Origin of the sequence: Bacillus sp. S2(2019) (assembly GCF_005144805.1) — a bacterium.
Taxonomy (GTDB): Bacteria; Bacillota; Bacilli; order Bacillales; family Bacillaceae; genus Bacillus; species Bacillus altitudinis.
The window spans coordinates 540,886-559,676 of the sequence record NZ_SWFL01000001.1; the positions used below are offsets into that span (position 1 = coordinate 540,886).

18 protein-coding genes are annotated in these 18,791 nt (G+C 40.0%); 2 read left to right on the top strand and 16 right to left on the bottom strand.

Annotated elements, in window-relative coordinates; all coding sequences use genetic code 11:
* Window positions 1–41: 41 nt before the first annotated feature.
* The 14 genes from FBF75_RS02735 to FBF75_RS02800 all read right to left on the bottom strand — a co-directional run bounded on the left by FBF75_RS02735 (window position 42) and on the right by FBF75_RS02800 (window position 16,688).
* A complete protein-coding gene (locus FBF75_RS02735) occupies window positions 42–2,003 on the bottom strand; it encodes a methyl-accepting chemotaxis protein (protein WP_035392234.1) in 1,962 nt (653 codons plus the stop codon).
* 115 nt (window positions 2,004–2,118) lie between these two features.
* Window positions 2,119–3,147, bottom strand: a complete 1,029-nt coding sequence (gene splB, locus FBF75_RS02740) for a spore photoproduct lyase (RefSeq protein ID WP_007498710.1) — start codon at window positions 3,145–3,147, stop codon at window positions 2,119–2,121.
* Window positions 3,148–3,227: 80 nt separating this feature from the next.
* Entirely contained in the window at window positions 3,228–3,455 is a 228-nt protein-coding gene (locus tag FBF75_RS02745; RefSeq protein ID WP_008361179.1) for a transcriptional regulator SplA domain-containing protein, read from the bottom strand.
* Between the two features lie 113 nt (window positions 3,456–3,568).
* Window positions 3,569–5,287: a phosphoenolpyruvate--protein phosphotransferase gene (ptsP, locus tag FBF75_RS02750; protein WP_008348058.1), complete on the bottom strand. Its 1,719-nt coding sequence runs from the start codon at window positions 5,285–5,287 to the stop codon at window positions 3,569–3,571.
* A complete protein-coding gene (locus FBF75_RS02755) occupies window positions 5,287–5,553 on the bottom strand; it encodes a phosphocarrier protein HPr (RefSeq protein ID WP_003211078.1) in 267 nt (88 codons plus the stop codon). Before FBF75_RS02755 ends, ptsP begins: the two co-directional genes overlap by 1 nt.
* Window positions 5,554–5,646: 93 nt before the next feature.
* Window positions 5,647–7,746: a glucose-specific PTS transporter subunit IIBC gene (gene ptsG, locus FBF75_RS02760; RefSeq protein WP_136944409.1), complete on the bottom strand. Its 2,100-nt coding sequence runs from the start codon at window positions 7,744–7,746 to the stop codon at window positions 5,647–5,649.
* A gap of 202 nt (window positions 7,747–7,948) precedes the next feature.
* A complete protein-coding gene (gene glcT / locus FBF75_RS02765) occupies window positions 7,949–8,803 on the bottom strand; it encodes a glucose PTS transporter transcription antiterminator GlcT (RefSeq protein ID WP_017359435.1) in 855 nt (284 codons plus the stop codon).
* A gap of 55 nt (window positions 8,804–8,858) precedes the next feature.
* Window positions 8,859–9,848 (bottom strand): LacI family DNA-binding transcriptional regulator, encoded by a 990-nt coding sequence (locus tag FBF75_RS02770; RefSeq protein WP_136944410.1) that lies wholly within the window; start codon window positions 9,846–9,848, stop codon window positions 8,859–8,861.
* Window positions 9,849–10,140: 292 nt separating this feature from the next.
* On the bottom strand, window positions 10,141–11,235 hold the full coding sequence (locus FBF75_RS02775) for a M24 family metallopeptidase (protein WP_074042063.1): 1,095 nt from the start codon (window positions 11,233–11,235) through the stop codon (window positions 10,141–10,143).
* Between the two features lie 104 nt (window positions 11,236–11,339).
* Entirely contained in the window at window positions 11,340–13,259 is a 1,920-nt protein-coding gene (locus FBF75_RS02780; protein WP_035392241.1) for a heavy metal translocating P-type ATPase, read from the bottom strand.
* A 295-nt stretch (window positions 13,260–13,554) separates the two neighbouring features.
* Window positions 13,555–14,043: an endospore biogenesis thiol-disulfide oxidoreductase StoA gene (gene stoA, locus FBF75_RS02785; protein WP_017367131.1), complete on the bottom strand. Its 489-nt coding sequence runs from the start codon at window positions 14,041–14,043 to the stop codon at window positions 13,555–13,557.
* A 54-nt stretch (window positions 14,044–14,097) separates the two neighbouring features.
* Window positions 14,098–15,414 (bottom strand): polysaccharide biosynthesis protein, encoded by a 1,317-nt coding sequence (locus tag FBF75_RS02790; protein WP_017359440.1) that lies wholly within the window; start codon window positions 15,412–15,414, stop codon window positions 14,098–14,100.
* 113 nt (window positions 15,415–15,527) lie between these two features.
* Window positions 15,528–16,187 carry a cell wall hydrolase gene (locus tag FBF75_RS02795; RefSeq protein ID WP_050827216.1) on the bottom strand — a complete coding sequence of 220 codons (660 nt, stop codon included), beginning with the start codon at window positions 16,185–16,187 and terminating at the stop codon, window positions 15,528–15,530.
* Between the two features lie 306 nt (window positions 16,188–16,493).
* Window positions 16,494–16,688: a hypothetical protein gene (locus FBF75_RS02800; protein ID WP_008348081.1), complete on the bottom strand. Its 195-nt coding sequence runs from the start codon at window positions 16,686–16,688 to the stop codon at window positions 16,494–16,496.
* A 167-nt stretch (window positions 16,689–16,855) separates the two neighbouring features.
* Between FBF75_RS02800 and FBF75_RS02805 the strand changes: the two genes are divergently transcribed.
* Both FBF75_RS02805 and FBF75_RS02810 read left to right on the top strand, forming a co-directional pair.
* On the top strand, window positions 16,856–17,044 hold the full coding sequence (locus tag FBF75_RS02805) for a YkvS family protein (protein WP_003211747.1): 189 nt from the start codon (window positions 16,856–16,858) through the stop codon (window positions 17,042–17,044).
* 133 nt (window positions 17,045–17,177) lie between these two features.
* Window positions 17,178–17,702, top strand: a complete 525-nt coding sequence (locus tag FBF75_RS02810; RefSeq protein ID WP_035392243.1) for a GNAT family N-acetyltransferase — start codon at window positions 17,178–17,180, stop codon at window positions 17,700–17,702.
* 99 nt (window positions 17,703–17,801) lie between these two features.
* On the opposite strand, the gene FBF75_RS02815 is transcribed toward FBF75_RS02810, so the two are convergent.
* Entirely contained in the window at window positions 17,802–18,020 is a 219-nt protein-coding gene (locus tag FBF75_RS02815) for a nitrile hydratase subunit beta (protein ID WP_136944411.1), read from the bottom strand.
* Between the two features lie 258 nt (window positions 18,021–18,278).
* A complete protein-coding gene (gene queF / locus FBF75_RS02820) occupies window positions 18,279–18,776 on the bottom strand; it encodes a preQ(1) synthase (RefSeq protein WP_003211403.1) in 498 nt (165 codons plus the stop codon).
* Window positions 18,777–18,791: the final 15 nt, after the last annotated feature.

Sequence of the window (18,791 nt, forward strand, 5' to 3'; positions counted from 1 at the left end):
AAAAGAACCTTGCTCACATGGCAAGGTTCTTTTCTGCAAGATTATAGTTTAAACCGATTGACTGCCTGACGCAGTGCCTGACTTGATTCGTTCAACATTTCTGTTGATGTTTTCGTTCTTTCTAAAGCTTGTACTTGTTCGTCTGTGGAAGCATGTACTTCCTCAGCTGAAGCTGCGGATTCTTGTGAAATGGCCGCAATACTTTGAATGGAATCATTCATTTTCTGTTGTTCTTCAGTCATTTCATTGATTTGTGTATGAATGCTGTCAATGGAGCCGACAAGTGCCTGCATTTCCATCGTGATACTGCTGAGTGCCTCTCCTGTTGAATTGATGGCATCACCTTGTTCTTCATTCATTTTGCTTGCTGCTGTCATCGCTTCAGCTGCCTTTTTCGACTCATCTTGAATGAGTTTTACGGTTTCACTAATATGTTTCGTTGATTCCGCAGATTGCTCAGCCAGCTTTCTGACTTCTTCTGCAACAACAGCAAATCCTCTTCCGCTTTCTCCTGCTCTCGCTGCTTCAATACTTGCATTCAGTGCGAGTAAATTCGTTTGATCTGAGATTTCAGAGATCGCTGTTACGACGTTTTCAATATTTTTCGTTTTATGCTCAAGGTCAAGCAGCATTTGCTCTACCTTCTTCGATTCTTCATTCGCTTGTGTTGATTTTTGGACGAGCAGACCAAGAGCATCAAGTCCTCTATAGCTTGCATCTTCCGATGATTTTGAGTTGGTTTGCATTTGCGTGGCAAGCTCACCCATATGACGAACTTTTTCATACAAATGCTCCGATTTTTCATTAATGGTTTCCGCTTCTGATGCTTGTTTCGTCGCTCCTACAGCGACCTCTTGAATAGCCGTTGCAATCTGTTCACTAGATAGCAAGGTCTCGTTTGAAATTTGTGTCACTTCATCCGTTGATTTCACAACCTGATCTGAAGACTCTTTCACTTTTTCAATTAAATCCCTGATGCCTTCAGTCATTTGATTAAAGCTTTTCGTAAGGAAACCTATCTCATCCTGAGACTTCGACTCAAGCGAGCTGGTTAAATCGCCTTCAGACACTTTACGAACATGCTCGATGAGGCGTTTAATTGGTGTTGTAATGCTTCTAGCCAATAAGTAGCTTAGAATCATGGCAAGTATAATGGCAATGACAGAAATAATGATACTTGTCTGATTCATTTGTTCAGTGATCCAAAGAAGTTTCTTTTTCTCGAAGCTCACACCGATCGTCCAGTTTGCCTCTTTAATTTTTGAGATGACGGTCAGTTGTTTGTCATCATCAATACCCGAGTTGTCGATCGCTTTTTTCACAGAAGCGACTTTTGAGATATTTTTTCCTTGCTCTGTTGGATGTGCCAAAATGGTCCCTGTGCCGTCAACTAAGAAAGCCGTTCCCATATAAGGAATCTTTTGTTCTTTTATATAAGACTGAATGGAAGCCAGTTTCAAGTCAAGTCCAGCGACACCGACTACTTTCCCGTTTCGTACGATCGCCTTCGTGGCTGAAACGACCATTTCATTTGTTGCTTTATCAATGTACGGATCTGTCCATAGGACTTCGTCAGGCTTTTCAGCTGCTTGAATATACCAGTCTCGTTTAGACGGATCATACCCTTCACCAAAATCGGACTCCGGGAAAGCGAACATTTTACCATCACTTGTTCCTATATAGGCAAGCGAGATGAGTTCATCCTGCTCCTGCAATCCTTTTAATTCATCGTTTTCAAATGCCAATGTCTGCTTTGTTTGTTTCTGTGCAAAATCTTCAGTAAGTGTACTTGTTGCCAATTTGTTAATCGTATCACCGTAATTCTCAAGCTTTAGTGCTATGATGTCTCTCATGCTTTCTGCCGTTGCTGCTGTCGTTGTTTTCGCATCTCGTTCAATCAATGGTCTTAATACTAAATTGGAACCCACTTGAACTGCGACAACGGTTAAAATTAAAATAACTGAGATGAAAACAGCTATTCTCACTTGAAGTTTCTTAAACATCTCATCACCCCTACATCCTACTTTCGCATCTTAATGTGTATATCGGCAAAATTGGTACCGCATTCAATAGTTGTAAGAAAATTTAAATAGAAAAAACAAGCCATAATGACTTGTTTTAAGTAAAATATTCAATTTTTGCAGACGGAAAGTACTGTTCGATATATGATTCTAATGTCTGTCTAAGTTCTTGTTCTTCATCTTTTTGATAGATATATTTTCCAATTCCATATCTACCCCACTTATATCTTCTCTTTTCTTCATCTAGTTCTAGTTTTGTTTTCGGATAGTTTTTTTGGATGACACGCTTCGCCGGTTTTGTAAAACGGTGCTGAATCATTTCAAAGGTGATATCTTGTCTCACTTCTTCAGGGAGAGCTGCATCGAGTTTTTCAAATAGGACTTTATAGCCCTCTTGCCACCCTTCATGAATGTAAATAGGGGCAATAATAAAGCCAAGTGGATAGCCTGCTTTTGCTACCTTTACAGCCGCTTCAATCCGCTGATCGAGTGGTGATGTTCCAGGTTCGAAATATTTAATGACATAATCGGCATTGATACTAAAACGGAATCTTGTTCGTCCATTGTGTTTTGCATCTAACAAATGGTCTACATGATGAAATTTTGTAACAAAGCGTAGTTTGCCAAGATCGGTTTGACCAAAGTATTCAATCGCTCGTTTGAGTGTGTGAGTCAAATGGTCAATTCCTACGATATCGGATGTACATGAAGCTTCAAACCGCGTGATATCAGGTGCACGCTCGTTCATGTACTGTTCAGCCTGATCTAAGATTTCTTCTACATTGACATATGTGCGAATGTACGGCTTACTCCCCATCGTCGTTTGCAGGTAGCAATAATGGCAATGCCCCATGCATCCTGTTGCAAACGGAATGGCATACTCTGCAGATGGTTTAGATGTATCAAATTTCAAGGTTTTTCTCACGCCGATAACGAGCGTCGATTTTGCATTACGGTACTTTTGTAAATCATTTTTCCCCGGAATATTTCTCACTTGGTTGTGTGAGGTTGTTTCTCTAATTTCAATTCCCATACCTTCAAATTTTTCTTTCAGCTCTTGTCCTAATGGGTACTCTAGCGCCCGAGGTTCAATATACACAAGCTGGGGAACGAACGGTTTGATCATATTTAGCACATCCTTACCTTATAGGTTCATACCGTTACTTTAACCTCTCAGGATGGCTTCTATCCTTTCTAAAATCTCCCTTATTCAAACAGATCTTGATAAAGGGCTTCTGCTTCTTCGTATGTTGGAAATACGGCATCATCAGGGGCTAATGGGTGATATGTTTCAAGTAGAAATAGCGCAAGCTCTTGTTCATTGTAAGGGTGTGAAACGATTTCCGCTTCTTTAATTTGTGCAACATTGGCTGCATGTGGATTTCGATAAATGACATATACTTGATCACCTGGCTTATAGTTAGAGAAAGACAAACTGGTCACCTCCATTTTTTATGTTAGGATGCCCTTCTCTGCAAGCGATATGACTGATTATGATAAAATTCGACAAAAAAACCAGACAGTTTGACCTGTCTGGTTTACATCACCTAGTTATGTTGAAACGTTTTTTTCACGAAATCAACCACTTCTTCAGTTGTACTCAGTGATAAAATATGCTCTTTAAATGATGCAGCTTCTTCCTTAGAAAGCTTGCTTAACTGCGTTCTTGCTGGAAGAATCGATGTTGCGCTCATTGAAAATTCATCTAATCCTAGTCCAAGTAGGAGCGGGATTGCGATTTCATCTCCTGCCATCTCACCGCACATGCCAACCCATTTACCTTCTTTATGCGCTGCTTCAATCACAAGCGTTATGAGGCGTAAAATAGCTGGATTGTATGGCTGGTAAAGATAAGACACTCGTTCGTTCATTCGATCAGCAGCCATTGTGTATTGAATCAAATCATTTGTTCCAATACTGAAGAAATCTACTTCTTTTGCAAATTGATCTGCGATAACAGCTGTTGATGGAATTTCTACCATCATTCCGATTTCAATGGAATCAGATACTTCTGTACCAGCAGCAACCAATGCTTCTTTTTCTTCAAGTAAAATAGCTTTTGCTTCTCTAAATTCTGATAACGTCGCGATCATAGGGAACATGATTTTCAAGTTTCCGTATGTACTTGCACGAAGTAACGCGCGTAGCTGTGTTCTGAAAATCTCCTGCTCTTCAAGGCAAAGGCGGATCGCTCTATAACCAAGGAACGGGTTCATTTCTTTTGGAAGCTGCAAGTAAGGAAGTTCTTTATCGCCACCAATATCTAGTGTGCGGACAACCACAGCCTTGCCTTCCATCTTCTCTAAAACGGTTTTATACGCATCGAACTGCTCTTCTTCTGTTGGGAGCTGATCTCTGCCCATGTATAAAAATTCTGTACGGTACAATCCAACTGCTTCGCCGCCATTTTCAAGTACACCTTTCACATCTTCAGGTGTTCCAATATTCGCAGCTAACTCTACGTGAACGCCGTCTTTTGTGACCGTTGGCTGGTCAACAAGTTTCGCCCATTCCGCTTTTTGAGCTAAGTAGTCTTCATGCTTTTTTTGATACGCTTTCACTTCATCTTCAGAAGGCTGAATGATGACGTCTCCACTAATACCATCAACAATGATCAGATCATTGTTTTTCACCGTTTTTGTTGCTTCTTTCGTCCCAACAACTGCTGGGATTTCCATTGATCTTGCCATAATCGCTGAGTGAGAAGTACGACCACCGATATCTGTCGCAAAACCTTTGACGAATTGTCTGTTCAGCTGAGCTGTATCAGAAGGTGTTAAATCTTCAGCAATGATAATGACTTCTTCAGAAATCATACTTGGGTTTGGAATGTCAACGCCTAGCAAATGACCAGTGACACGTTTTGTAACGTCGCGAATATCCGCTGCACGTTCTTTCATGTATTCATTGTCCATTGCTTCAAACATTGTAACAAACATTGTTGCTGTTTCTTTTAAAGCAAATTCAGCATTTACTTTATCCGATGTGATTTTATCCTTCACTGGGTTGAGCAGCTCTGGATCACTTAACACAAGAAGGTGTGCAGAAAAAATATCCGCTTTATCTTGGCCAAGTTCTTTTAGCGCATGTTCTTTAATTGCTTCAAGTTCTTGCTTTGAAACATGAATTGCTTCTTCAAAGCGTTTCACTTCTGTCTCTGGATCATTGATGTCTTTTTGGTGAACTGTTAAATCTGGTTCTTCTAGACGATATGCTTTTGCAATCGCAACGCCTGCTGAAGCACCGATTCCTTTCAGTTGTTGCATTACTCGCCTAGGCCTTCACTTTTCATTGTGTCTTTTAGCGCAGCAAGTGCATCATTTTCATCAGAACCAGAAGCAGAGATTGTGATTGTAGCACCTTTCGCAATTCCTAGAGACATTACACCCATAATAGATTTCAGGTTCACTGTTTTACCATTATATTCTAAGTTGATATCAGCATCATATTTACTAGCAGTTTGTACAAGAACTGTTGCAGGACGTGCGTGAATTCCAGAATCTGCAGTTACTTTGAATGTTTGTTGAGCCATTTTTATCAATCTCCTTTTTATACATTTCATACATCCACAATATTATATCATACTGCCGAGCTTGTCATCTAACAAGAACGGCAGTTATGAAAATTATTTTGAAATTTTCATGATGTTTTCTTGGCCAGCTTTGATTTCACCGGATTCTTGAAGGTCAATAAATTGTCCTTCACTTAAGTTTGTAAATACAATTGGCGTCATTAAAGATGGTACTTCTGACTTAATTTTATCAATATCAACCTCTAAAAGTTTTTGACCGATTTCTACTTGATCTCCCTCTTGTACAAATGCTTCAAATCCTTCTCCTTTGAGGCTGACTGTATCAATCCCGAAGTGAATCAAGATTTCAAGTCCACCATCAGACTGGAGGCCGATGGCGTGTTTTGTTGGGAACACATTTAAGATTTTTCCTCTTACTGGTGAAACCACTATTCCCTCTTTTGGCAAGATAGCAAACCCGTCACCCATCATTTTCCCTGAGAATACTTGATCTGGCACATCTGTAATTGGATGCAGCTCCCCTGTAATTGGTGAAGCAAACATTTCTTCCCCTTGTTCGTTTTGAAGCGGTTTTGCAATAACTTCTTCAACCTGCTGACTGACTTCTTCTTTTGCAGAAGGGTCTTTCGCTGGTCGAGGTGTGCGCCCTGCAATAATGTCCTGCATTTGTGTTTTTAAATTATCAGACCGTGGTCCAAAGATGGCCTGGATGTTATTCCCGACTTCAAGGACACCTGAAGCGCCAAGCTTTTTCAAGCGGTCTTTATCCACTTTTTTCTGATCATTTACAGTGACACGTAAACGCGTAATACAAGCATCTAGGTGTTTAATGTTTTCTTGGTCACCCATTGCTTCAAGAATTTCATAAGGTAAGTCATCGCCTTTTCCAGATTGAGCGCTGCTTGCACCGTCAGCTGCTTCATCTTCTCGTCCTGGCGTTTTCAGATTAAACTTGCGAATCGCAAATCTGAATCCGAAGTAGTAAATGACAGCCAGTACGAGACCGACTGGAATAACAAGCCACCAAGCGGTTCTATTCGGCAGGATACCAAATAGGAAGAAGTCGATTAACCCTCCTGAGAAGGTCATCCCGATTTTCACGTTTAGAATATCCATTATCATAAAGGATAATCCAGCAAATACACAGTGAATCGCAAATAATATCGGTGCAACAAACAAGAATGAGAATTCAAGCGGTTCAGTGATCCCTGTTAGGAAAGAAGTAAGGGCCGCTGACCCCATAATTCCTGCTACAAGTTTTTTATTCTTAGGTTTTGCTTCATGGTAAATCGCAAGTGCTGCTGCTGGAAGTCCAAACATCATGAACGGATATTTCCCTGTCATGAATGTCCCGGCTGTCAGCTGAACACCATCTTTGATTTGCGCCATGAAAATACGCTGGTCACCACGGATAATATCTCCTGATAAGCTCTTATAGCTAAAAAATTCATACCAGAATGGTGCGTAGAATATGTGGTGTAGACCAAACGGAATTAATGAGCGTTCAATGACACCAAATACAAAGGCAGCTAGCGGCTCATTCGCTGCAAGCAGTCCAGTTGAAAATGAGTTCAATGCACCTTGGATTGGCGGCCAAATGACGAGCATCAAAAGCCCTAAAATAAGTGCTGAAATCGACGTAACGATTGGAACAAAACGCTTACCAGCAAAGAAGCCAAGATATTGCGGAAGCTCAATTTTGTAAAATTTATTAAACATATAAGCCGCTAATACCCCGACAATAATCCCGCCAAACACGCCGGTAGACAAGGTCGGTATGCCGAGCATATTCACATACGCTGGATGACTTTCCTTAAAGAACTTAGCCAATTTGATTGAATCGGATGGAATGGAACCGTTGGCCATTAATACGGCACTCATCGTTACGTTCATGACAAGGTAACCGATGATCGCGGCAATCCCTGCCACACCGTCTCCATTGGCAAGACCGATGGCAACCCCTACAGCAAATAGGAGCGGAAGATTCGAGAAGACAATATTCCCTGCATTCTCCATAACACTAGCAACAAGCTGAATTGTATCATTGCTTAAAAATTGAGCGACATCAATCAGCTGCGGATTTTGCATCGCATTTCCGAGTGCTAGTAAAATACCAGCAGCAGGAAGGATCGCAACTGGAAGCATAAGTGCTCGTCCAATTTTTTGCAACACACCAAAAAGTGATTTAAACACTGGTTGAACCTCCTTTTGTTTTCGCTTACAACATACATTTCAATCACATATTGACGTACATTTCATAATTAACCGTTTACATTTCACTTTCAGAACACAAAAAAGGCATGGTGATATAAGGTTGCGCAAATAACAGGATCTTATCCTGTATTTACCTTAAGTCACTCATGCCTGATCGAATCAGTTACACGTTTCAAGGAAACTATGAAATTTTATTCGTCAATCTGTACAGGTGTAGTGTCAAGTAGACAGCTTCGGCATCTTGTACAGGCTTTTTCAATGCATGTTGCAAAATTTTGATCATTTTCCAAGCAGTATTGTAGCATAAAGGATATTCATTTTTCAATAGATGAAGCAACTTTTCTGGCTCCTCTAATGATTCTTCCCGTTTAATACGCTCAATCGAAAACGTAATATGGCGCAGTAAGCGTAAATAATGAATACTTTCTCTATCTACTTTCATATGAAATGCATCTTCTATGACTTGGACCATTTGTGTCATGAGCTGCGAATGACGGTTGACCTCGGATAAAGGCCGGTTCGTTAAAGCAGAGTGAATGTGGAGCGCAATAAACCCAATTTCTCCTTCGGGCAGCTTTGTTTCAACATCTGGCCGCGCATTTATCAGTTCCACGACTTCCTTTGCGACCTCGTATTCTTTCGGGTATAAGGATTTCGTTTCAAGCATAAAAGGATTGGTGATATCATAGCCTTGCTTAACTCGCTTAAAGCTAAAGGCAATATGATCTGTCAGTGCAATATGAATATGCTCATTTAAACGATGCCCCATTTTTTCTCGTATATGATAAATGACGTCATTGGCAAGCTCAATCATGTCCTCATTTATGTGGTGCAGCAATTGTTTGTATTCTGTTTGCTCTTTTGTATTCTTTAACACAAACATTTTCTCAAATGCCGCTTGATCGAGAACGTCACCCGATTTTTTCCCAAAGCCGATCCCTTTATCAATCAGGACCACTTCGCCTAAAGAAGGGTGTTTTGCGATGATGACATTATTATTTAACGCTTTATCAACGGTGAAGGATTCCATGAACATCCCCACCTCCTTCTTATTCAATCCTTCTTATCGTACAAAACAGATGAAACGTGCGTCAACGATTGTTTTTCAAAATAGTCGTTGTGCGCTCAACGAGTCGATATGACAGCACTCTTTTTTCTGGTGCCTCACCTTGTAATGCTTGCTTGAACAAGTCAAATGCTTCCTGCCCCATTTGTTTGAGGGGAATGTCTATACTAGAAATCCCCAATGCTTCACTCAATTGATCGTTTTGAAAGCCAAGTATGGCTGGTGATTCTCCAACGTTTATGTGGTGACGCTGTGCTTCTAGTAAAAAACCTGCTGATACATCATCGTTTGTGATCAGTAAGGCTGTCGGACGATTTTTCATCTCTTTCCATTCTGTAAATAATTGCTTGCCATCAAAAATGGTCAGTTTTCCTTCAATGATCCATTCATCATCAATGTCCTGCCCAAGCGACCGCATCATTTCTTGATAAGTCTGAATGCGAACTTGGCTATTCTCCCCTTCTGTTCTAGCAAGAACGATTGCGATTCGCTCATGACCACATGCCGCTAAGTGTTCAAGCCCTTCCTTAAAAGCCTGATCATGCGCAATCGATACCGATGAACATGGATCATGCGGAGTAGGATGACAAAAGATAATAGGACCAGATTCCTGCCACTTTAAAATGTCTCGATCACTTAACGCATTTGAGCAAAAGATTAAACCATCCACACGTTGCTCTTTTAAGCTCATTAATGCTTCTTTTTCCTTTACTGGGTCATATCCTGTTTGAAACAAGGCAAAATGCATTCCGCACTCCTGTGCTTTCTCTGCAATCCCTGTGACAATTCCGCTGAAATAGGAGTGATCAATTGTCGGAAGTACAATTCCAAGCATATTGGAATATCCCTTTGCTAAATGTACTGCCTGAATATTCCGTGTATATTTGAGCTCTTTCATCGCACTAAGTACGCGCTCTCGCTTTTCTTCTTTGACATAAGGATGATCATTCATCACTCGTGATACAGTGGTAACAGATACACCCGCCCTTTTCGCAATATCCCTTATGTTAGGCATTTTTTCTCCTACTTTCTCTTGATATGGTAAGCGTTTCATACTTTAAGATGTATGTGAGCTGAACAAATCACTGGGTGGAAAGGGGAATTCAAGATGGGTATTATCATATGGATCATATTATGTTTGACTATTTTGTTTTCTGCTCGATTCGCACTACATCCTTTAGGAAAAGAACATAAAATCAAGCCGTTTCAATCAATTGATGATTTTTTTGTTGATAAGGATCGCAAAGAGTGACAAAAAAATCACGATGACGCTCCCAATACTTGGACGTTCATCGTGATTTTTTTCATTACTTGATGATCGTCAACTCTTTTGGATAATTGGTTAACGTGACTGGGCCATCTTTTGTAATGAGAACATCGTCTTCAATTCTAACCCCGCCGACTCCTGGTACATAAATACCCGGCTCGATCGTATAGACCATCCCTTCTTTTAGAAGGTCATCATTTGCTTGACTCATAGAAGGGAACTCATGAACAGAAACCCCGAGTCCATGCCCTAGACGATGCGGGAAGTATTCGCCATACCCTGCTTCTGCGATCAGCCCTCTTGCTTTTAAGTCAAGGTCACCAATTCTCACACCCGGCTTGCTCATATCAAGTGCTGCCAATTCGGCTTTCAAGACGGTGTTGTAAATATCCTTTTGTTGTTCAGACGCTTCTTGATAGATGAAGGTTCTTGTAATATCTGAACAATAGCCATCCACAATCACGCCAAGGTCAAATAAAACAAAATCACCTTTTTTCAAGGCTGCCTGCCCCGGATTTCCATGAGGTTCTCCTGATTTTTCTCCGAATAGTACCATGGTTGAAAAGGACATGCCCTGAATGCCTTTTTTCTTCAGTTCATATTCGATGACAGCAAGAACTTCGGTTTCCGTCACCCCTTCTTTTAGGGCATGTACCCCAATTTTGACGCCTTCGTCTGCCAATTGAGCAGCTTTTTTCAATGTTTCAATTTCAGCTTCGTCTTTAATTAGTCTTAGCTGATTGAGCACATCTTCTGCCCGGACAAATGTTTCTGCCCCAGTGACAGCTTGAAGCTGCTCTGCTCTTTGCAAAGGAATGGATTCTTTTTCAATCGCTAGGCGAGTCGCTTTTACTCCTCGTTTTCCTAGTGCCTTTTGTATGAAATCAAAGGGGTTTTCATGGTCTTCATATCCAATGAGATCTCCAGCCCATCCCGCATTTTTTGCTTGCTCAACTTCCATCTTAGGCAAAATGAAAAATGGATCTGCTTCCTGAAAAACAAACAGCCCCATCACTCTTTCATGCGGCTCTGTAAAGTATCCAGATAGATAGAATACATTCTCCTTTGTATGTATAAATGCACCTTGAATGTCTTTTTTCTTAAGCCAAGAAGACAAGTTTTTCATTCGATTCATCGTGATCCTCCTCACACGTTTGACTACTGATCTATTGTATCAGTTTTCACTGTATTTCGCACAAAAGCGCACTGACCTAAAGCCAGTGCGCTTTTGTGATTTGCTTAAGAAGCACGAAGCAAACGAAGTCCGTTTAAAATAACCAAAATCGTACTGCCTTCATGTCCAATGACACCAAAAGGTAAATCAAGAACTTGTAAGAAATTCGCACAGATTAACAAACAAATAACAGTTAATGAAAAGATGATGTTTTGTTTAATGATTCGGTTCATCTTTCTTGAAAGACGGATCATCTTTGTCAAGTTGTTTAAGTTATTTTTCATTAAAATGAGATCTGCTGTTTCTAAAGCAACATCTGTGCCTCCGCCCATTGCGACGCCAACATCTGCTGTGGCGAGTGCAGGTGCATCATTGATTCCATCTCCGACCATAATGATCGAATCACCTTGTTTTTTCAGTTGATTGACTTCATGTACCTTTTCATCTGGAAGACATTCAGCGACAACGGTTTGGATGCCTGCTTCCTCTGCAATCGCTTCAGCTGTTTTTTGCTGATCCCCTGTGAGCATGACGGTTTGGATGCCTAAATCATTCAGCTCCTGAATCATTTTTTTGGCTTCAGGTCTGATTTGATCCTTCAAACCGAGACAGCCGACAACTTCTTGATTTTTTTGAACATAGACAACTGTATATCCTTTGGATGAAAGAACATCACCATTCTCTTCAATGTCACGATCCATTGAAGCTTTTCCGGCAAAATCTTTCTTCCCAATCCGCCATGTGTCCTCATTTAATTGTGCTTCCACACCAAAACCTGATGTTTCTTCAATGGTTACGTGGGCTGACCGCCCTGTATGATGCTCTTTTGCCATATCAGAAATGGCTTTAGCTAATGGATGGTTTGACTGACTTTCAATTTGATAGAGCGTTTGATAAAAGGTCGATTCATCCTGCCCTTTTGCCAAGACCACTTTTTCAACAGCTGGTTTTCCACTTGTAATCGTACCCGTTTTATCAAATGCAATCATCGTACTTGTGCCCAGTTTTTCTAAAAAGACACTTCCTTTTACAAGCATACCGTTTCTTGCACCGTTTGAGATGAGTGAAAGAGCTGCTGGCATAATTGAGGCAACAAGTGCACAAGGCGAGGCAACCACCATAAACACCATCGCACGGTAAAACGTTTCACTCATGCTCCAGCCAAGTACAAAATGAGGCAGGAACATTAAAATCGCCACAGTGATGAGTACACCTTTTACATATGCACCTTCAAATTTTTCAATAAATGCTTGGCTTGGCGATACACTTTCTTGTGCAGATTCCACAAGCTTAATGATTTTATGAAAAAGTGTTTCTTCATTATGTTTTGTTACTTCTACTGTTAATGAACCATTTAAATTCACTGTTCCTGCAAACACATCTTCCCCTTGCCCTTTTTCCTGAGGCACCGATTCACCCGTTAAGGCAGATTCGTCTACACTTGTTCTTCCGCTCATGATCACACCATCTGCTGCAATTCGTTCGCCCGCTTTGATTAAAATACGGTCGCCTGGCGTAAGTGAAGAAGCAGCGATTTGGATGGTGGTGCCATCTTCTTCAATTAAAGTGGCTTCATCTGGAGCGATACTCATTAAGGCCGTTAAGTCTTTTTTACTTTTATTTGACGTATACGTTTCTAGCGCACCGCTGAGCGAAAAAATAAAAATTAAAATGGCGCCCTCTGCCCAGTAGCCAATGATCGCTGAGCCTATCGCAGCAAATATCATTAAAAGTTCTACATTTAATGTCTTGGATGAAATGGTTTCTTCAATACCTTCCTTTGCCTTTGCAAAACCACCAATAACAAAAGCAAGAATGAAAAGAGGAATACTCCACATCGTTTCATCCTTTAGAAACCATCCAATCAAGATGAGAATCCCCGAAATGCCTGCTGCGATTAATTCTCCGTGCTGTGCCCATTTATGAAAGAGCGAGTTAGATCCCTTTTGATCTGTCGTTTGATAAAGTGCTGTATTCTCATTCATGATTACTTTCTCCTCTCTAATTGATAATGATTTTCACATTATCAATCGTTGCCCGTTCCGTTTATCATCTATATTTTCTGCTATTTCAAGCTTTTTATAGGTCTGTAACTCATTATAACAGGTTCTGATCAATTTTCAATTGATAATTATTATAATTTCTTTTTGATAATAATTATCATTATTAGCACCCGACATTTCTTCCTCTTTCTGAGCACATTTTATTCATCTGAAAGGTAATTGAACACAAAAAAGAACCAACGGATCGACCATTGGTTCTTTACAGAAAGCTTGTGTTCTAAGAATTTGTCCACTCTTTGATTTGTTTTTTCGTCAGCGGACCTACATGGTTTTTGACCACTTCACCCTTTTCATTGATGAAAAAAGTCGTCGGGATCGTCATGATTTGGTATTTCTTCATCATTTCGCCGTGCTCATCGAGAACGATCGGAAATGTAAACTTTCTGTCTTTCACAAATTGGGCAACAGCATGCTTGCTTTGCTCAGCACCAAGTAAATTAACAGTCAGTATGTCTACATCACTTTGATTTTCTTTCACAATCTGTTCAAAGGCTGGAAGCTCCATTTTGCAGGATGGGCACCACGTTGTCCAAAAATGCAGAATGGTCCGCTTCCCTTTCACCGGGATCACCTGCGTTTCACCTGTTAATGTAGGAGCTTCTATCCTCGGCGCCATGACAGGCTCTTTTGCTTCAGCCTCTATGTTCATCAGAAATAAAAGAAGGGTCATCATGAGAAGACTGGCGGGTAGATATTTACGATTCATCAGCATCTTCCTTCCTGATTTTCCTATAGCTTGCCCGCTAGCTGCACATGACATTCAAGCTTTTTTCAATGTAAGAAACATGGAGACGCCGAGTTCCTTGCAAATCGTCGCATAATGCAAAGCCGTTAATAGCAGCATCCCCGTGTTCATTCCTAAGATAACACCCATCATATTTAAGGATTCGATGGATCCTAGGAAATACACCATAGAGAACGACACCACGTGCACCCATATATTATGTAGGAACACATCTTTAATAAGACCCATACCAATTAAGCAAGCTTGAAACGGCATCACGAACAGGTGGCATAAGAAGTAAGGCCATAGCAGCTGCAAGTAAACGGCTGCTTGAGGTGAGTCAAAAAAGAGCTGCGTGAGCGGATAAGCGAAATAATACATGATCATCACGGCTGGCACCCCATATCCAAACGTAATGAGAATCGCTTGTCTGACACGTTTTTTCACGAGATCATACTGCCCCAAGGCATAGGCTTCTGATACATTCGGAATCATCACAATCATAATGGAATGAGCGATAAACGCCGGAAAAAAACCGATCGACATCGCTACGCCAGCAAGCATTCCGTAATGATCTACAGCAAGCGTACCAGAAATGCCCGCTGCAACGAGGGCTCCTTTGATTAAAAACGGTTCAATCGCATTGGCAATGGCATGAAAGATACGCATACCTGTTGTCGGAATGGAGACTGCTAACAAACGTTTTCTGACGTCAATCCCTCTTAACTCAACCGATCTGACATTCACAGCATTTTTCGCCATGACGTATTGGGAATATAAATAGATAAAGACGACGAGATCACTTGCAACAATCACACCAATCGCGATAAGCACCGCTGTTTCAATATCAAACGAATACCAATGAAAAAACAAAAACAAACAGATAAGCTGGATTGTTTTTTTCAGCATATTGGCTAGAGCAATTCTGCCCATTTGCTGCTTGCCCATAAAATAGCCGCGTGCAATGGAAGTAAATGCGATGATCGGAATAAGTGACAGAACCAAGCCCTTCATCAGCGGATGATACGATTGAAATACAGGAATGAAAGGCAGTACAATGGCTGCTATTGCCGTTGTTGTGCATGTCACCACAAGCGTCATTTTAAATGCATGGCGAAGCATACTTTTATGAAGCCGCTCATGCGATTCTGCAATGAATTTAGAAATGGAGACTGGCAGCTCTAAGCTGGCGATCACAAGCACAAGCATGATGATGGGAAGGATGCTCATATATAAACCCATTCCATGTTCTCCAAGCTCTCTCGCTAAAATCATATTGACTAAAAACTCGATACACTCAGCAATGAAAGCTGCGACAGATAGCAGAATGACCCCTTTTACAAATCGATTCATGTAGCCTCCCCTTGTCTAAAAGCAAATTCTTTTCACATTCTATGAGACAAGTCCTGAAAATATTTTAATAATTGAAGACAAAAAAACAGCGACTGATTGATCGCTGCTTTTCTTTACACTGCAAACACATGACGGCCAATGCGTTCTACAATTTTACGAGAACGAATCCAGTTATCTGTCGCCGTTTTTGGATTATAAAAATAAATCGCCTTTGTTGTTCTGTCATCTTCTTTGACAACCTGCTTCACAGCTTTTACGGAATCCTGGTCTGCCTTATCATTGATACTTCCATTCGATACGGGCTGGAAGGCATTTCGCTGATAAATCACACCTCTGACACTGTCAGGAAAAGAGCGGTGTTCCACGCGGTTTAAGACGACGCTTGCTACCGCTTTTTTCCCGGCGTAAGATTCACCTTTTGCTTCGGCATGTACCAACCGAGAAAGCAAGTCCATTTCTTCATTAGAATAGTGTGATTGATTTCTTGAGCTTGCTGGCTTTGCCGTTTCCTTTTTCTTCGGCTTCGGCTTCGGTTTTGATGCCTTCTCCTCTGTTGACGTGCTTAGCATTTTCACTTTCGGCTGATGTTTCTCCTCTGAAAACGCTGGGATCACAGTATGCTTTTCATCTTGATCTATATATGAAAACTGATGCTTTACAGGTGCTTGTTCAAGTTTCTGACTTAATGTGCCTTCTTGCTCTTGTATATTGTCCATCTTGATCGCTGAGATGAGCATAAGGATGGCAAAAAGAGCTGTATGAATTTTGATCATTCGCCTCATTCCTCCTTTAATCAATGTAGGCTGTAAGATACTTGTCCACTCTAACAAGAGCTTCTTCTATTTTCACGCACAAAGATTTTCATGCCTGTCCAAATTCCGTCATTAAATGGCATGTCCTAGTTGAAATACGCATGAACTGGTAATGTAAGCGTTTAATATAGTCTCTTTTTAGCCTATAATCATCCTTATGCTCCTGATTATGGGTTATTACATTTTCTTTTCATATGTATCAAGCTGGTTTGAAGTGTGACAAAAGAACCAAAATAAAAAGCTTTTTCTCATGAATGAGAAAAAGCTTTAGCTTCTTGCTTCTTTAAGATATTCAAAAATAACATCTCCACCATGCTTGGCGATTCCGCGAAAATGTTTAAAATCATCTTGATTGACCAATACAGAACGAAATGTTAAAAAATCATCCTTTTGAATGGTCACTTGTTTTTCAGTACCATTCCGTAATGATTCTAGTATTGTGTTGATGTGTTCTTCAGTCAAAAAAATCGCTCCTTTTCAGCCTTGATCAAATATTAAATATACCATTCGTTTTCAAAGCGTACAACGAAAACGAAAGAAAAACGTCTTTATCCTTTACATTGGTATGAAAATATTGCAAAATACTTTTTAATAGGGAATGAAATCTGTTTTTAAAGGAGAGGGATCGGTTGAAGATTGCAAAAATTGGGAATGTGATCGAATTTAGAAATGGTTTAACAGGTGTAGTTGAAAAAGTGAATGAAAACTCTGTTATTGTGGATGTCACCATTATGGACAACTATAGAGATTTAGAACTGGATTCACTAACAGTCGTTAATCATAAAAACTATAAAATCATCAAAGACTCCGTACATTAATTTGCAATCCTCAATTCAGCCTACCGTTACATAAGGATATACGAAGCAGAGCTGATCACAATACCTTACTTTTTATGTTTTATGTAAAAAAAGTGATCTGATGCAATATTAGCTCTAGATAGGAGAAACTAATATGCAACATTCAAATGATATCATTGTACGTTTTGGAAAAATAGAAGATGCTGAAACTACTTTAGAAATTCAAAAATCAGTGATTGCTGAGTCAGATTATTTACTGACAACGCCGGAAGAATACAAAAAAACCTTGTTAGAACACAAGGAATGGATACAGAAAAGAATAGAAAACGAAAATGAGACGTACATAGTTGCCCAAACTGGCGATCAAGTCATTGGATGGATAGCCTTTGAACAATCATCAAATAGAAAAAGAACTTCTCACGTTGGTTCTTTCGGCTTGATGGTTGATAAGAGCTATAGAGGTTTAGGCATAGGGGAAATGTTACTAACAGCATTATTAAATTGGGCAGAAAAGAACCCTTCAATTGAAAAGGTTAGTTTAGCCGTTTTCTCCACAAACCAAAAAGCTATTTCTTTGTATAAAAAGATGGGCTTTTTAGAAGAAGGGCGTAAAATCAATGAATTTAAAATAAATGATCATGAATACTGGGATGATGTATTAATGTATAAGCTCGTTTAATACGATGAAAAAGAATTGCAGAAATAAAGACATAATAAATTGAATCATCAATTTATTATGTCTTTTTCTTATTTTCTCTTACATCATTTGATGAAGGCGTCAGTCTTTTTGCGCGTGAAAGGTTTGCATTTCCGCTTTTGTTTTGTACATATCAACTTCTTCAGGTGTTATCACGCCTTTATCAATTAAAAGGGCGATCACTCCAAGTAATGTGGAGGCACTCCATTTATATCGTTCTTTGTTTTGATGTTCAAGCATATGAAGCTCTTCCCTTAATTCCATTAGCAGCTTCTCTGTTTTGTCTTCTTTGTTTGCCAACACAAACGCCTCCATTTTCATTCGCTCGTTTCAATTTTATCTTAAAGTAAATATATGAAGAATAAAAGCATGATACACCTTTACAAACATACGTTCTGTCATGTATACTATACATACGAGCTGGTAGCCCCCAGCCGTCCTAGCAAGTTCTATTCCTATTGGTATGAGAAGAGTGACATGACTCTTCTCTTTTTTTATGTGCCATCATAATCTATTCCATAAAAAAAGACATGTCATCCACATGTCTTTTCTTATTTATTAGCGATTATCAATCGTTTCTGGATACATATCGTGATTCATCATACGATACGATGCCATCTCTTCATACTTTGTCCCAGGTTTTCCGTAGTTCGTATACGGATCAATTGAAATACCGCCTCTTGGTGTAAATTTGCCCCATACTTCAATATATCTTGGGTCCATTAATTCAATGAGGTCGTTCATGATAATATTCATACAATCCTCATGGAAGTCACCGTGGTTACGGAAGCTGAACAAATATAATTTTAATGATTTACTTTCGACCATGATTTCATTTGGGATGTAGCTGATATACACGGTCGCAAAATCTGGCTGCCCTGTTTGCGGGCAAAGTGATGTGAATTCTGGGCAGTTGAATTTCACAAAATAATCTCTATTCGTATGTTTATTCGGGAACGTTTCAAGCACTTGTGGTGCATAGTCAAACAAGTAATTCGTCCCCTGGTTTCCTAGTAAAGTGACACCTTCTAATTCTTCTGGTTTTCTTGTCGTCATTTTGTCTCTTCCTTT